This is a genomic window from Pseudomonas sp. JAI120, assembly GCF_014207255.1.
Taxonomy (GTDB): Bacteria; Pseudomonadota; Gammaproteobacteria; order Pseudomonadales; family Pseudomonadaceae; genus Aquipseudomonas.
In genome coordinates, this window is record NZ_JACHCZ010000005.1 from 421,259 (window position 1) to 435,618 (window position 14,360).

General features: G+C 63.6%; 15 protein-coding genes. 9 read left to right on the forward strand and 6 right to left on the reverse strand.

Features of this window, described 5'->3' with window-relative positions; genetic code table 11:
* Positions 1–225: 225 nt before the first annotated feature.
* The 5 genes from otnI to ltnD form a co-directional block, all read right to left on the reverse strand.
* Positions 226–1,011 carry a 2-oxo-tetronate isomerase gene (gene otnI, locus HDC32_RS25520; RefSeq protein WP_145338767.1) on the reverse strand — a complete coding sequence of 262 codons (786 nt, stop codon included), beginning with the start codon at positions 1,009–1,011 and terminating at the stop codon, positions 226–228.
* Positions 1,012–1,026: 15 nt separating this feature from the next.
* On the reverse strand, positions 1,027–2,487 hold the full coding sequence (locus tag HDC32_RS25525; RefSeq protein ID WP_184746029.1) for an SLC13 family permease: 1,461 nt from the start codon (positions 2,485–2,487) through the stop codon (positions 1,027–1,029).
* 98 nt (positions 2,488–2,585) lie between these two features.
* Positions 2,586–3,230 carry an aldolase gene (locus HDC32_RS25530; RefSeq protein WP_131698759.1) on the reverse strand — a complete coding sequence of 215 codons (645 nt, stop codon included), beginning with the start codon at positions 3,228–3,230 and terminating at the stop codon, positions 2,586–2,588.
* Positions 3,227–4,519 carry a 3-oxo-tetronate kinase gene (otnK, locus tag HDC32_RS25535; RefSeq protein ID WP_184746031.1) on the reverse strand — a complete coding sequence of 431 codons (1,293 nt, stop codon included), beginning with the start codon at positions 4,517–4,519 and terminating at the stop codon, positions 3,227–3,229. The genes HDC32_RS25530 and otnK overlap by 4 nt, the downstream gene beginning before the upstream one ends.
* Before the next feature lie 10 nt (positions 4,520–4,529).
* Positions 4,530–5,504, reverse strand: coding sequence for an L-threonate dehydrogenase (gene ltnD / locus HDC32_RS25540; protein ID WP_260403726.1), 975 nt, complete (start codon positions 5,502–5,504; stop codon positions 4,530–4,532).
* A 185-nt stretch (positions 5,505–5,689) separates the two neighbouring features.
* Between ltnD and HDC32_RS25545 the strand changes: the two genes are divergently transcribed.
* The 6 genes from HDC32_RS25545 (at position 5,690) to HDC32_RS25570 (ending at position 10,578) form a co-directional block, all read left to right on the forward strand.
* On the forward strand, positions 5,690–6,280 hold the full coding sequence (locus tag HDC32_RS25545; RefSeq protein WP_145338769.1) for an amino acid synthesis family protein: 591 nt from the start codon (positions 5,690–5,692) through the stop codon (positions 6,278–6,280).
* 39 nt (positions 6,281–6,319) lie between these two features.
* Positions 6,320–7,153: an alpha/beta fold hydrolase gene (locus HDC32_RS25550; protein ID WP_131698763.1), complete on the forward strand. Its 834-nt coding sequence runs from the start codon at positions 6,320–6,322 to the stop codon at positions 7,151–7,153.
* A complete protein-coding gene (locus tag HDC32_RS25555; protein WP_145338771.1) occupies positions 7,150–8,631 on the forward strand; it encodes an aldehyde dehydrogenase in 1,482 nt (493 codons plus the stop codon). Before HDC32_RS25550 ends, HDC32_RS25555 begins: the two co-directional genes overlap by 4 nt.
* Positions 8,632–8,643: 12 nt before the next feature.
* On the forward strand, positions 8,644–9,129 hold the full coding sequence (locus HDC32_RS25560; protein WP_053139508.1) for a flavin reductase family protein: 486 nt from the start codon (positions 8,644–8,646) through the stop codon (positions 9,127–9,129).
* A 130-nt stretch (positions 9,130–9,259) separates the two neighbouring features.
* Positions 9,260–10,012, forward strand: a complete 753-nt coding sequence (locus HDC32_RS25565; RefSeq protein WP_027603600.1) for a GntR family transcriptional regulator — start codon at positions 9,260–9,262, stop codon at positions 10,010–10,012.
* Between the two features lie 2 nt (positions 10,013–10,014).
* The gene (locus HDC32_RS25570; protein ID WP_131698765.1) at positions 10,015–10,578 is read left to right on the forward strand and encodes an NUDIX hydrolase; all 564 of its coding nucleotides are present in this window, start codon (positions 10,015–10,017) and stop codon (positions 10,576–10,578) included.
* 138 nt (positions 10,579–10,716) lie between these two features.
* Here the strand turns inward: HDC32_RS25570 and HDC32_RS25575 are convergent, their stop codons facing one another.
* Positions 10,717–11,010 carry a DUF1330 domain-containing protein gene (locus HDC32_RS25575; protein WP_053139511.1) on the reverse strand — a complete coding sequence of 98 codons (294 nt, stop codon included), beginning with the start codon at positions 11,008–11,010 and terminating at the stop codon, positions 10,717–10,719.
* Between the two features lie 69 nt (positions 11,011–11,079).
* Between HDC32_RS25575 and ribBA the strand changes: the two genes are divergently transcribed.
* The 3 genes from ribBA to HDC32_RS25590 all read left to right on the forward strand — a co-directional run bounded on the left by ribBA (position 11,080) and on the right by HDC32_RS25590 (position 14,357).
* The gene (gene ribBA, locus HDC32_RS25580; protein WP_184746033.1) at positions 11,080–12,189 is read left to right on the forward strand and encodes a bifunctional 3,4-dihydroxy-2-butanone-4-phosphate synthase/GTP cyclohydrolase II; all 1,110 of its coding nucleotides are present in this window, start codon (positions 11,080–11,082) and stop codon (positions 12,187–12,189) included.
* Positions 12,190–12,417: 228 nt separating this feature from the next.
* Entirely contained in the window at positions 12,418–13,443 is a 1,026-nt protein-coding gene (locus HDC32_RS25585; protein WP_027603596.1) for an ABC transporter substrate-binding protein, read from the forward strand.
* Positions 13,440–14,357, forward strand: a complete 918-nt coding sequence (locus HDC32_RS25590; RefSeq protein ID WP_065926398.1) for an ABC transporter permease — start codon at positions 13,440–13,442, stop codon at positions 14,355–14,357. Before HDC32_RS25585 ends, HDC32_RS25590 begins: the two co-directional genes overlap by 4 nt.
* The last annotated feature ends 3 nt before the right edge of the window (positions 14,358–14,360 follow it).

The window sequence follows — 14,360 nt, forward strand, 5'->3', positions numbered from 1 at the left end:
CAAGCCCCCTCCCACATTTGAGCTCGGTTGGCAGGTGGGAAGTTGCTCGGCTATAGATCTCGTGAGCACCGCTGATCCCTGTGGGTGATGTCGAGCTTTAGCGAGGCTTCGATGGCGGTGGCATGGTTGGTAGAGGTGTTGGCTGACACACAGCTATCGGGGGCAAGACGAATCGTCGCACCGCCCCTCCCACATTTGAACCGAACCGACACAGAGGCTCGTCGACTACCGAGCCGCTTTCCAGTCCCGCAACCATTGCAGGCCCGCCGAGGTGTCGCCCTTTGGCCGGTATTCGCAGCCGACCCAGCCGTCGTAGCCCAACTGGTCCATCAGTTCGAACAGGAAGCCGTAGTTCAGCTCGCCCAGGTCAGGCTCGTGACGGTCCGGTACTCCGGCAATCTGGATATGGCCAATGCCATCGATGTCGCGGCGCAGCTTGGTGGCCAAGTCACCTTCGACGATCTGGCAGTGGTAGCAGTCAAACTGCACCTTGAGGTTGCGCGCACCGACCTCCCGGCAGATGGCGTGGGCCTGGTCCTGGCGGTTGAGGAAAAACCCCGGCATGTCGCGGGTGTTGATCGGCTCCAGCAACACGGTGACGCCAACCTCAGCCGCCGCGGCGCTGGCGTAGGCGAGGTTTTCCAGGTACACGGCCTGATGGCGCTGGCGCAGGTTTTCCGAGGGCAGCAAGCCGGCCATAACGTGCACGCGGTCGTTGCCGAGCACGGCGGCGTATTCCAACGCGCGCTCGAAGCCACTGCGAAACTCGGCCTCACGCCCCGGCAGGCTCGCGATGCCCCGCTCCCCCGCCGCCCAGTCACCGGGCGGCGCGTTGAACAACGCCTGCACCAGGCCGTTGTCACTCAGGCGTTGCTTGAGTGCCTCGGCGCTGTAGTCGTAGGGGAACAGGTATTCCACCGCGTCAAAACCATCGGCCTTCGCAGCCGCGAAGCGCTCGAGAAAATCATGTTGCGGGTACAGCATGCTCAGGTTGGCAGCAAAACGAGGCATAAAAGCTCCCAAGAGTCAGACAAAAGGCCAGATCAGCAGGGTAATCAAGAAACCCAAGGTGCCGAGCAAGGTGGTGATCACCGTCCACGTGCGCAAACCGTCGGCCACGTTGAGCCCGGCAAGCTTGGTGAAGATCCAGTAGCCGGCATCGTTGATATGCGACATCGCCAGCCCGCCACCGCCCATGGCCAGGCACAGCAGCGCCAGGTGGTTGGGGGTGAGGTTGAGGGTCACGATCAGCGGGCTGATGATCCCCGCCGTGGTGACCAGGGCCACTGTGGTCGAACCCTGCACCGCGCGCAGCAACATGGTCAGCAAAAAGCCCAGGGCCAGCACCGGCAGGCCGGTGGTGCGCAGCATGTCGGAGACTACCGCGCCGATGCCGGTGTCCACCAGCACCTTGCCGAACACGCCACCGGCGCCGGCGATCAGGATAACCATCGCCACGCCCGGCAACGCCGAGCCGATCACGTCGGAGACCTGGCTGCGGCTCCAGCCACGGCGCGAGCCGAGCAGCCAGGCACACAGCAAGGTGTCGATCAGCAGCGCCACCAGCGGCGCCCCGAGCACGGTCATCACCCCGCGCAGGGTCGAGTCGACCGGCAGCAGCGAAGTGGCCAGGGTGCCCAGCAAAATCAGCACAATCGGCAGCAGGATCAGGCTGACAATCAGGCCGAAACCGGGTGCAGGCGCCGCCGGTAGCTTGGCGGCGATGGCGCTGGTGGACTCTTCAAGGCCCATATGGGACTCGGCCACAGCGCTCTGTTGCACCGCCTGGTGATTGCCGTTGGTCCAGGCCCGCAGGTCTTCATTGGTCACGTGGGGGCCATAGACTTCGGCACGGATATCGTCGGTCATCGGATAGAAGCGTCGGGTCATGCGCCCCGCCACGCGGTAACCGATGTAGCACAACAATGCGGTGATCGGCAGACCGAACATCAGCACCCGGCCCAGGTCAGCACCGAGTTGGCTGGCGGCGGCAACGGCACCCGGATGGGGCGGCAGGAACGCATGCACGGTGAGCAGCGCCGCACACATCGGCAAGGCGAACACCAGCAGCGGCTTGCGTGCCCGACGTGCCACGCCATACGCCAGCGGCATCAGGATGATCACCCCGACTTCAAAGAACACCGGCACGCCGATGATGAACCCGGCGATGGTCAGCGCCAGCGGCGTGCGGCTGTTGCCAAACCGCTCGATCAACGACCTGGCCAAGGCTTCGGCACCGCCTGACAGCTCGATGATCCGCCCGATCATCGCGCCCAGAGCAATGATGATCGCGATATGGCCAAGGGTCTTGCCCATGCCACCTTCGATGGTCGCCACCAGGTCAGCCGGTTTTACCCCGGCCACCAGCGCCACCACGATACTCACCAGCATCAACGCGACAAACGGCTGGAATTTGTACTTGAGGACCAGAAACAGCAGCAGCGCGATACCCGCGCCAGCGGTCAACATCAAAATCAGTGGGCTCATTCGAGAATGTCCTGTTGTTATTGTTTTTTTGGCGCAAGCCGCTCCCGTCACGATCCGCAGGCGGGTCTCGCGGGGGGCTTGCAGTGTCGGTCTACGGCTTACCAGTGCGCGCCGAACGTCTCGCGCAGTTCATCCAAGGCGGCCTGGCTCAGCGGCTCGGGCCGGGGATTGCTCATCAGCCAGAGCCGGGCGGTTTCTTCCAACTCTTCCAAGGCGTAGCTGGCCTTGGCCACCGAGCTTTCCCAGACCACCGGCCCCAGGCGTTCGAGCATCACCCCACGCACGCTGTTGGCCAGCTGCGCGACTTGCTCGGCGACGTTGGGCGAGCCCGGACGCTGGTAGCCGATCAAAGGAATGTGCCCGACCTTCATCACCTGATAGGGCGTGAGCGGCGGCAGAATATCGTCCGCCCGCCATACCCCGGCCAGGGTCAACGCCACCAGGTGGGTGGAATGGGTGTGCACCACACCGCCCACCGAGGGGTTGCGGTCGTACACCTGACGGTGCAGGGCCAGGGTCTTCGAGGGTTTGTCCCCGGACACCCACTCGCCTTGCAGGTTGACCTTGGCAATCGCCCCAGGCGCCAAGCGACCCAGGCAGACGTCGGTGGGAGTAATCAACCAACCATCGTCGAGGCGCGCACTGATATTGCCGGCGCTGCCAACGGTGTAGCCACGTTGATACAGGCTGTGGCCGACGTCGCAGATCTCTTCGCGCAGGGCCTGTTCGTCGATGCCAGTCATTGGGCACCTCCGGCCAGGTGCGCAAGGGCCTTGGCAAAGAACTCACGGCCACCGAAGTTGCCGGATTTGAGCGCCAGCGCCAGCGGCTCGGTGGAACTGCTGACTGTGGCCGGCACGCCGGGGTCGATCTGCGCGCCGATCTGCAGCAGGTTGACGCCGAGCGCCTTGACTACCGCCCCGGAGGTTTCCCCGCCGGCGATCACGAAACGCCGCACGCCTTGCTCGCGCAAGCCCGCAGCGATCTCGCCCAAGGCGTTCTCCACCAGGGCACCCGCGCGTTCGACGCCGAGTTGCTCTTGCACGGCCTTGACCTCGGCGGGGGTGCTGGTGGTGTAGATCAATACGGTGTGTGCACTGTCGCGGGCAAACGCCAGCGCCTGCGCCACCACCGGTTCACCGGCAGCCAGGGCGATGGGATCAATGCGCAACGCCGGGCGGCCCGCCTCGCACCAGGCCGCAACCTGGCCGAGGGTCGCCACCGAGGCACTGCCGGCGAGCACCACCTCGCCACCGCTGATAGTCGGCAGCGTCGCCGCATCGAAGTCGCGCAGCTTACCGGCACGGCGGAAATTGCCTGGCAAACCCAAGGCCAGGCCCGAGCCACCCGTGAGCAAAGGCAAGTCGGCGCAGGCGCTGCCGAGGGTGTAGAGGTCTTGATCGGACAGCGCATCGGCGATGGCAATACCCACACCTTGCTCGCGCAGTTCGGCGATTTTTTTACGGGTCGCCTCGACGCCCGCGGCGATGCTGTCGTACCGCAGCAACCCGACCGGCAGTTGCGTCTGGCTCTGCAGCACGCGCACCAGGTTCGCGTCGCCCATGGGCGTCAGCGGGTGATGTTGCATGCCCGACTCATTGAGCAGCTGGTCCTGCACAAACAGGTGGCCACGGAAAATCGTCCGGCCGTTTTCGGGGAACGCCGGGCAGGCCAGGGTAAAATCACCGCCCAACGCCTTGAGCAAGGCCTCGCTGACCTGGCCGATATTGCCGGCGGCGGTGGAGTCAAAGGTCGAGCAATACTTGAAGAAAATCTGTTCGCAGCCCTGCTCGCGCAGCCAGTCCAGCGCGGCCAGGGATTCCTCCACAGCCTCTGCGACCGGCGTGGTACGCGACTTGAGGGCGATGACGATGGCGTCCGCATCCAGCCCGTCCGCGACTTCGCGGCTGGGGATGCCAATGCTCTGCACCGTGCGCATACCGCCGCGCACCAGCATGTTGGCCAGGTCGGTGGCGCCGGTGAAATCGTCGGCGATGCAGCCCAGCAACGGGCGCGTGGTGTGGTTAGTCATAAAGTGTTCCTTACACCGGCTCGGGCTTGGCCGTCGGCAGGTCGATGCCAGGGAAAATCTTGATCACCGCCGAGTCGTCCTCGCGGCCAAAACCGGCGCTTGAAGCCTGCATGAACATCTGGTGCGCAGTGGCCGACAACGGCAGCGGAAACTTGCTCGCACGCGCGGTATCCAGCACCAGGCCGAGGTCCTTGACGAAAATATCCACCGCCGACAGTGCCGTGTAGTCGGCCTTGAGAATGTGCGGCACGCGGTTTTCGAACATCCAGGAATTGCCGGCGCTGTGGGTGATCACCTCGTACAAGGCATCGGCGTCCACCCCTTCGCGCAGGCCCAGGGCCATGGCTTCGGCGGAGGCGGCGATATGCACGCCGGCGAGCAACTGGTTGATAATCTTGACCTTGGAACCCAGGCCATGGACGTCGCCCAGGCGATACACCTTGCCGGCCATGCCCGCCAGCACCGCATCGGCCTTGGCATAGGCGGCCTGCGGGCCGGACGTCATCATGGTCATCTCACCGGCGGCGGCCTTGGCCGCACCGCCGGAAATCGGCGCATCCAGGTACAGCAGGCCGTGTTCGCCCAGGCGCTGGCCGAGGTCCACGGCGTAGGTCGGGGCCACGGTGGCACAGCCGATCACCAGGCTCGCAGGGCGCAATGCAGCCACGGCACCGCCTTCGCCGAACAATACGGTCTCAGTCTGTTCGGCGTTAACCACCACCGTGATGATCACATCACAGGCCTCGGCCATCTGCGCCGGTGACGCGCACGCCACCCCGCCTTCGCCGGCGAACTGCTGGGTGACCGCCTCACGCACATCACAGGCATGCACATTGAAGCCTGCGCGCAACAGCGAGCGGGCAATACCAAGCCCCATCGCGCCCAAACCGATCACACCGACATTCTTATTATTCATGGGGTACTCCAGGGGAAAACGGCGGCTGACACCACACCGGCGAGCCGCGTTGGAATTGGGATCGATCATCCACCAATGAACGGATTATGTGAAGTATTTTTTCTATCTAACATTTTTTAACATCGATCCGAGAAAATCTCAGCCTCACCCTTTAACGCCTTACCCCACGCAAACTCATTTGCGACGCTTGTGCTTTGCGTATTATGGTATACCATCATACGCAACCCACTCCCCCACACCTGATGGAGCCGCTCATGAGTTTCGAAATCCGCAAAATCGTCAGCTACGTAGAAGAAACCTTCATCGAAGGCGGCAAGGCCGCAGACACCCCGGTGAAAATGGTCGGCCTCGCCGTGGTGCTGAAGAATCCATGGCTGGGTCGTGGCTTCGTCGAAGACCTCAAGCCGGAAATCCGGGCCAATTGCTCCGACCTCGGCGCGCTGATGGTCGAGCGCCTGGTGGGCATTATTGGCGGCGCTGAAAACATCGAGGCGTATGGCAAGGCCGCCGTGGTCGGTGCCGATGGCGAGATCGAACACGCGAGCGCGATCATCCACACCCTGCGCTTCGGCAATCACTACCGTGAAGCGGTCAAGGCCAAAAGCTACTTGAGCTTCACCAACAAGCGCGGCGGTCCGGGCACCTCGATCCAGATCCCGATGATGCACAAGGACGACGAAGGCCTGCGTTCGCACTACATCACCCTGGAAATGCAGATCGAAGATGCGCCGCGTGCCGATGAAATCGTCGTGGTATTGGGCTGCGCCGATGGCGGCCGCCTGCACCCTCGTATCGGCAACCGCTATATCGACCTGGAAGAGCTGGCCGCTGAAAACGCCCAGTAAGCAACACCGGCCAAAACAAAAAGCATGCAGGAGCGCTCCATGATTCGGCTCACCGCTGAACGCACCCCGGCTGGCACCAGTTATCTGGCGACCGGCCAAGGCCAGCCTGTGGTTTTGATCCACGGCGTGGGCCTGAATAAAGAAATGTGGGGCGGGCAAGTCGTTGGCCTGGCCACGAATTACCGCGTGATCAGCTATGACATGCTCGGTCATGGCGCCAGTCCGCGCCCGGCCGCCGGCACGCCGCTGCTGGGGTATGCCGACCAGTTGCTGGAGCTGCTCGACCACCTGCAACTGCCCCAGGCCACGGTGATCGGTTTTTCCATGGGCGGCCTGGTCGCCCGGGCGTTTGCCCTGCACTACCCCGAGCGCCTCAAATCCCTGGTAGTGCTCAACAGTGTGTTCAACCGCAGCCCCGAACAGCGTGCCGGCGTGATCGCACGCACCGCCCAGGCTGCGGAACACGGCCCGGATGCGAATGCCGAAGCCGCGTTGTCGCGCTGGTTCAGCCGTGAATACCAGGCGGCCAACCCGGCGCAGATCGCCGCCCTGCGTGAAACCCTGGCGGGCAACGACCCCCAGGGCTACCTGACCACCTACGAACTGTTTGCGACCCAGGACATGTACCGCGCCGACGACCTCAAGGGCCTGCGCGTACCGACCCTGGTCGCCACCGGCGAACTCGACCCCGGTTCAACCCCGGAAATGGCCCGGCAACTGGCCGATCGTATTCCCGGCGCCACCGTTGCGGTGCTGGCCGAGCAACGGCATATGATGCCGGTAGAATCGCCACGCCTGGTCAACCAGCTGCTGCTGGGCTTCCTCGACACGGTGTACGCCCAAAACAATCCAATCAAGGGGATCGTTGCATGACACTCGCACGCTTCCAGATGTGCATCGGCGGTGAATGGGTCGATGCCCTGTCCGGCAAGACTTTCGACAGCCTCAACCCGGCGCTGGCCGAACCCTGGGCGCAACTGCCCGACGCCGATGAGGCCGATGTAGAGCGCGCCGTGCAGGCCGCGCAACGCGCGTTCGACAGCCCGGCCTGGCGTGGCCTCACCGCCACAGCACGGGGCAAATTGCTGCGCCGCCTGGGCGACCTGATCGCCGAGAACAAGGAACAACTGGCCCAACTGGAAAGCCGCGACAACGGCAAGCTGATCCGCGAAACCCGTGGCCAGGTCAGCTACCTGCCGGAGTTTTTCCACTACACCGCCGGCCTGGCCGACAAGCTCGAAGGCGGCACCCTGCCGCTGGACAAGCCCGACCTGTTCGCCTACACCGTGCACGAAGCCATGGGCGTGGTCGCCGCGATCATTCCGTGGAACAGCCCGCTGTACCTGACCGCGATCAAACTCGCACCGGCCCTGGCGGCGGGCAATACCATCGTGATCAAGCCGTCGGAGCACGCCTCGGCGACCATCCTCGAACTCGCGCGCCTGGCCCTCGAAGCCGGGATCCCGCCGGGCGTGGTCAACGTGGTCACCGGCTACGGCCCCAGCACCGGCGCCGCCCTCACCCGCCACCCACTGGTGCGCAAGATCGCCTTCACCGGCGGCGCGGCCACGGCCCGCCATGTGGTGCGCAGCAGCGCGGAGAACTTCGCCAAGCTGTCCCTGGAACTGGGCGGCAAATCGCCGAATATCATCTTTGCCGACGCCGACCTCGACAGTGCCATCAACGGTGCGATTGCCGGGATCTATGCAGCGTCCGGGCAGAGCTGCGTGTCCGGCTCGCGCCTGCTGGTGCAGGATGAAATCTACGACGAATTCGTCGAGCGCCTGGTGGCGCGCGCCGAGCGCATCCGCATCGGCAACCCCCAGGACGACGCCAGCGAAATGGGCCCCATGGCCACCGCGCAGCAACTGGCCGTGGTCGAACGCCTGGTGGCGGACGCCATCGCCGAAGGCGCGCGCCTGCGCACCGGCGGCAAGCGCCCGCAGAACCTCGGTGAAGGCTGGTTCTATGAGCCGACCTTGTTCGAGTGCGACAGCAATTCGATGAAGATCATGCAGGAAGAAGTGTTCGGCCCGGTGGCCTCGGTCATCCGTTTCAAGGACGAAGCCGAAGCGCTGGCCATCGCCAACGACTCGCAATTCGGCCTCGCCGCCGGCATCTGGACCCGCGACCTCGGCCGCGCCCACCGCCTGGCGCGGGACGTGCGCTCGGGGATCATCTGGGTCAACACCTACCGGGCCGTGTCGGCGATGGCGCCTATCGGCGGCTTCAAGAACAGCGGCTACGGACGTGAAAGCGGCATCGATTCGGTGCTCGCCTACACCGAGCTGAAGACGGTGTGGATCAACCTCTCCCAGGCGCCTATGCCTGATCCTTTCGTGATGCGTTAAGAGACCCCGACCATGATCGAACCCGGCATTTACAAAGACGTCATGAGCTCATTCCCCTCCGGGGTCACGGTGGTCACCACCCTCGACCCGGACGGCGGCATCGTCGGCATTACCGCCAGTGCGTTCAGCGCACTGTCGATCGACCCGGCGCTGGTGCTGTTCTGCCCTAACTATGCGTCGGACACCTACCCGATCCTGCGCGACAGCAAGCGCTTCGCGATCCACTTGCTGTCCGCCGACCAGACCGCCGAGGCCTATGCTTTCGCCAGCAAGGGCAAGGAAAAGGCCAAGGGCATCGAGTGGCACCTGAGCGAGTTGGGCAACCCGCTGCTGGCCAAGGCCACGGCGATCATCGAGTGCGAGCTGTGGCGCGAATACGACGGCGGCGATCACGCAATCATCGTCGGTGCGGTAAAGAACCTGATCCTGCCCAAGGAGCCGGTCACGCCGATGATCTACCACAAGGGCAAGCTGGGCCCGCTGCCGGCGCTGGCCTGAGGCGCGCGGGGGCCGTGAGGGTTTGTCGCTTAAGGAACGCAGCATGATAAACTTGGGCACGATTTTCGGCCCTCAATCGGCCCCGGCCGGCCGAGGCCTCCAGTTAACCGCTAAATTCAGAGCAGACCCCATGAAACGCGCGCCCCTCGACGACAGCTTCAAGGTCAATCACAACCCGGTCACCCTGCGCGAAATCGTGCTGGAAAAACTGCGCAGCGCCATCATGAACTTCCAACTGCTGCCCGGTGACCGCCTGGTGGAGCGCGACCTGTGCGACCGCCTCGGCGTCAGCCGCACCTCGGTACGCGAAGCCTTGCGTCACCTGGAGTCCGAAGGCCTGGTGGAATTCGCCGATGCCAAAGGCCCGCAGGTGGCGATCATTACCCTGGCCGACGCCGTCGACATCTATGAACTGCGCTGCGTGCTCGAAGGCTTGATCGTGCAATTGTTCACCCTGCGCGCCAAGGCCAAGGACATCAAGGCCCTGGAAAAAGCCCTGGAAGAAAACCGCAAGGCCCTCAAGGACGGCGAGCTGCAACAGGTCATCGACTCGGTCCAAGGCTTCTACGACGTGCTGCTCGAAGGTTCGGGCAACCATGTGGCGGCCACCCAGTTGCGCCAGTTGCAGGCGCGCATCAGCTACCTGCGCGCCACCTCGGTGTCCCAGGAAAACCGTCGCGGCACCAGTAACCAGGAAATGGAACGCATGGTCCAGGCGATCAAGAGCGGCGACCCGCTGGCGGCCCACCAGGCCTGCGTCGATCACGTGCGTGCTGCGGCCGCCGTGGCCCTGGACTACCTCAAGCGCAAACAGGAAGAAACCGGCAAGATCCCGGAAATCACCCTGCCCATCGCGCTGAAAGAACCGCGCATAGGTCACTGACCTTGGCCAGCCCCAGCTTTTGCCCGACATGCGGCGGCAGTGACCTCGGTCACCAGCTGCCACCGGGCGATACCCATGAGCGCCTGATGTGCCGGGGCTGCGGCTATATCCACTACATCAATCCCAAGATCATCGCCGGCTGCATCATCGAGCAGGACGGCAAATACCTGCTGTGCCAACGGGCGATCCCGCCCCGCCCGGGCACCTGGACCTTGCCTGCCGGCTTTATGGAAGGTGGCGAAACCACTGAGCAGGCGGCGTTGCGTGAAGTCTGGGAAGAAAGCGGAGTACGTGCCGAGATCCTCTCGCCCTACTCGATCTTCAGCGTGCCGAAAATCAGCGAGGTGTACATCATCTTCCGCGCCATCGCGCTGGAGATCACCGGCCAGTTCGGCCCGGAGACCCTCGACTACAAGTTCTTCGCGCCCGAGGACATTCCCTGGGACAGCATCTACTACCCGGCGATCCGGCAGATCCTCGAACGGTATATCGAGGAACGCCAGGCTGGGGTGTATGGCATCTACATCGGCAATGACGACAGCGGCAAGATCCACTTCATCCGCTGACCTTCAGGTAAACCAGGTCCAAATGTGGGAGGGGGCTTGCTCCCGATGGCGGTAGTTCAGTCACTTCATGTATTGACTGACATACTGCTATCGGGAGCAAGCCCCCTCCCACATTTGGCCCATGTTCGGCCTGATGACCTAGGGCGCCAACCCTTCCACGATGATGATCTGCGCCACCCCCGCCCCTTCACGGTGCGCCTTCGCCTCCTGATATTCAGCGGACTCATAACACGCCACCGCCTGCTCATAGCTCTCAAACTCAATCACCACATTACGCTGCCGTGCCGGCCCGCCTTCCATCGCTTCACTGCGCCCGCCCCTGGCCAGGAACCGTCCGCCAAACTTTGCGAACGCCGCCGGCGCGCGCTGGGTGTACTGCGTGTATTGCTCTGCATCGGACACATCCACATGGGCAATCCAGTAGGCCTTCATCGTGACATCCTCTTGTTGAGTTTTTGTGGTATACCATAATACATACAACCAACAAATCGAGCACTCTCCATGTCCTTCAACAGCATCGCAGACATCATCGAAGACTACCGCCAAGGCAAGATGGTGCTCCTGGTGGACGACGAAGACCGGGAAAACGAAGGCGACCTGTTGCTGCCTGCGGCCTGCTGCACCGCCGAGACTATCAGTTTCATGGCCCGCGAAGCCCGTGGCCTGATCTGCCTGACCCTCACCGACGAACACTGCCAGCGCCTGGGCCTGGAACAGATGGTGCCGAGCAATGGCAGCGTGTTCAGCACCGCGTTTACCGTGTCCATCGAAGCCGCCAGCGGCGTGACTACCGGCATCTCCGCCGCCGACCGCGCACGCACTGTGGCAGCGGCCGTCGACAGCAATGCCGGACCGGCCGATATCGTGCAGCCGGGGCATATCTTCCCGTTGCGCGCCAAGGATGGCGGCGTGTTGACGCGCGCCGGCCACACCGAAGCCGGCTGCGACCTGGCGCGCCTGGCCGGGCACACCCCGGCCTCGGTGATCGTCGAAGTGATGAACGACGACGGCACCATGGCCCGCCGCCCCGACCTGGAAATCTTCGCGCGCAGGCACGGCATCAAGATCGGCACCATCGCCGACCTAATCCACTACCGCCTCAGCACCGAACGCACCGTGGTGCGCATCGGTGAACGCGACCTGCCCACGGTGCACGGCACATTCCGCCTGATCACCTTTGAAGACCGCATCGACGGCGGCGTGCACATGGCCATGGTGATGGGCCAGTTGCACCGCGATACCCCGGCGCTGGTGCGCGTGCATGTGATCGACCCGCTGCGCGACCTGGTCGGTGCCGACTACAGCGGCCCGTCCAACTGGACGCTGTGGGCGGCCTTGCAACGTGTCGCTGCTGAAGGCAGTGGCGTAGTGGTGGTACTGGCCAACCATGAATCGTCCCAGGCCCTGCTGGAACGCGTGCCGCAACTGACGCAGGCGCCGCGCCAGTTCAACCGTTCGCAGTCGCGCATCTATTCCGAAGTGGGCACCGGGGCGCAGATCTTGCAGGACCTCGGCGTCGGCAAGCTGCGTCACCTCGGCCCGCCCCTCAAATACGCAGGGCTGACCGGCTACGACCTGGAGGTGGTCGAGAGCATTCCCTTCACCGAATGACGGATAACCGGTAAGGCAAAATGCTTGCACAAAGTTTGGAATACCATAATATGATATTCCATAGACCGAACGTTTCTGCCAAGTGCGCCCGCCAGGGAGAGCACCAATAACAGCCCTTGGCACGGTCGCCTTTTGGGGTCTCGATTAGAGGCCCCCGATGGACCTACTGCTCCCGATAGGCGGGCATTACCAAGCCCGCTCAATAACAAAACAAATGAGGGCGTGAAAATGGTGTTGAACAAACGTGCAACCGCGGTGCTGTTCGCGGGCTTATTGGCCACGGCCACTCACGCGGCCATGGCGGCCGAAAGCGTCAATTTCGTGAGCTGGGGCGGTAGCACCCAGGATGCGCAGAAGCAGGCCTGGGCCGACCCGTTCAGCAAGGCCAGCGGCATTACCGTGGTCCAGGATGGGCCCACCGACTACGGCAAACTCAAGGCCATGGTCGAAAGCGGCAACGTGCAGTGGGACGTGGTGGATGTCGAGGCCGACTTCGCCTTGCGCGCCGCCGCCGAAGGACTGCTCGAACCCCTCGACTTCTCGGTGATCCAGCGCGACAAGATCGACCCGCGCTTCGTCTCCGACCATGGCGTGGGCTCGTTCTTCTTCTCCTTCGTGCTCGGCTACAACGAAGGCAAGCTCGGCGCCGGCAAGCCCCAGGACTGGACCGCGCTGTTCGACACCAAGACCTACCCCGGCAAACGCGCCCTCTACAAATGGCCAAGCCCCGGCGTGCTCGAACTGGCGCTGTTGGCCGACGGCGTCCCGGCCGACAAGCTCTACCCCCTGGACCTGGACCGCGCCTTCAAGAAACTCGACACCATCAAAAAAGACATCGTCTGGTGGGGCGGCGGTGCGCAGTCGCAACAGTTGCTGGCGTCCGGCGAAGTCAGCATGGGCCAGTTCTGGAACGGTCGCATCCATGCCCTGCAGGAAGACGGCGCGCCCGTGGGCGTGAGCTGGAAGCAGAACCTGGTGATGGCCGACATCCTCGTCGTGCCTAAAGGTTCGAAAAACAAAGCGGCTGCGATGAAGTTCCTCGCCAACGCCAGCAGCGCCAAGGGCCAGGCGGATTTCTCTAATCTGACCGCCTATGCACCGGTGAACATCGACAGCGTGCAGCGCCTGGATTCGGTGCTCGCGCCGAACCTGCCGACCGCCTACGTCAAGGACCAGATCACCCTCGATTTCGCCTACTGGGCCAAGAACGGTCCGGCAATTGCGACACGGTGGAATGAATGGCTAGTCAAATGAAAATGACGGCAACCACACCGACCGGGAGCGCCCTCGGCGCTGCCGGCGCGGTTTCGCCCAAGGCCGGGGCGCCGTCCCTGGCGCAGCGCTGGCGGGGCTCGAGCAACCTGATCCCGGCCCTGCTGTTCCTCGGCCTGTTCTTCCTGGCGCCGCTGATCGGCCTGTTGCTGCGCGGCGTGCTGGAGCCGGTGCCGGGCCTGGGCAACTATGAACAGCTGTTCGCCAACTCGGCCTATGCACGGGTGCTGCTCAACACCTTTTCGGTGGCGGGCCTGGTGACCCTGTTCAGCCTGCTGCTGGGCTTTCCGCTGGCCTGGGCGATCACCTTGGTGCCGCGCGGTTGGGGGCGCTGGATCCTGAATATTGTGCTGCTGTCGATGTGGACCAGCCTGCTCGCCCGCACCTATTCCTGGCTGGTCTTGCTGCAAGCCTCCGGGGTGATCAACAAGGCGCTGATGGCCATGGGCATCATCGATGTGCCCCTGGAGATGGTGCATAACCTCACCGGCGTGGTGATCGGCATGAGCTACATCATGATCCCGTTCATCGTGCTGCCGTTGCAGGCGACCATGCAGGCCATCGACCCGATGATCCTGCAGGCCGGCTCCATCTGCGGCGCGAGCCCGTGGACCAACTTCTTCCGCGTGTTCCTGCCGCTGTGCCGGCCGGGGTTGTTCTCCGGCGGCCTGATGGTGTTCGTGATGTCCCTCGGTTACTACGTCACCCCGGCGCTGCTCGGCGGTGCGCAGAACATGATGTTGCCCGAGTTCATCATCCAGCAGGTGCAATCGTTCCTTAATTGGGGCCTGGCCAGTGCCGGCGCCGCGTTGCTGATCTTCATCACGCTGGTGCTGTTCTACTTCTACCTGAAGCTTCAGCCGGAATCCCCGGTTGGCGCCAGCAACGCGAGGTAAGCC

Coding starts and splice junctions, on each gene's coding strand:
- ribBA (WP_184746033.1), top strand. CDS start 11,080: ATGTCCTTCAACAGCATCGCAGACATCATCGAAGACTACCGCCAAGGC.
- HDC32_RS25575 (WP_053139511.1), bottom strand. CDS start 11,010: ATGAAGGCCTACTGGATTGCCCATGTGGATGTGTCCGATGCAGAGCAA.
- HDC32_RS25545 (WP_145338769.1), top strand. CDS start 5,690: ATGAGTTTCGAAATCCGCAAAATCGTCAGCTACGTAGAAGAAACCTTC.
- HDC32_RS25525 (WP_184746029.1), bottom strand. CDS start 2,487: ATGAGCCCACTGATTTTGATGTTGACCGCTGGCGCGGGTATCGCGCTG.
- HDC32_RS25550 (WP_131698763.1), top strand. CDS start 6,320: ATGATTCGGCTCACCGCTGAACGCACCCCGGCTGGCACCAGTTATCTG.
- HDC32_RS25530 (WP_131698759.1), bottom strand. CDS start 3,230: ATGACTGGCATCGACGAACAGGCCCTGCGCGAAGAGATCTGCGACGTC.
- ltnD (WP_260403726.1), bottom strand. CDS start 5,504: ATGATCGATCCCAATTCCAACGCGGCTCGCCGGTGTGGTGTCAGCCGC.
- otnK (WP_184746031.1), bottom strand. CDS start 4,519: ATGACTAACCACACCACGCGCCCGTTGCTGGGCTGCATCGCCGACGAT.
- HDC32_RS25590 (WP_065926398.1), top strand. CDS start 13,440: ATGAAAATGACGGCAACCACACCGACCGGGAGCGCCCTCGGCGCTGCC.
- HDC32_RS25560 (WP_053139508.1), top strand. CDS start 8,644: ATGATCGAACCCGGCATTTACAAAGACGTCATGAGCTCATTCCCCTCC.
- HDC32_RS25555 (WP_145338771.1), top strand. CDS start 7,150: ATGACACTCGCACGCTTCCAGATGTGCATCGGCGGTGAATGGGTCGAT.
- otnI (WP_145338767.1), bottom strand. CDS start 1,011: ATGCCTCGTTTTGCTGCCAACCTGAGCATGCTGTACCCGCAACATGAT.
- HDC32_RS25585 (WP_027603596.1), top strand. CDS start 12,418: ATGGTGTTGAACAAACGTGCAACCGCGGTGCTGTTCGCGGGCTTATTG.
- HDC32_RS25565 (WP_027603600.1), top strand. CDS start 9,260: ATGAAACGCGCGCCCCTCGACGACAGCTTCAAGGTCAATCACAACCCG.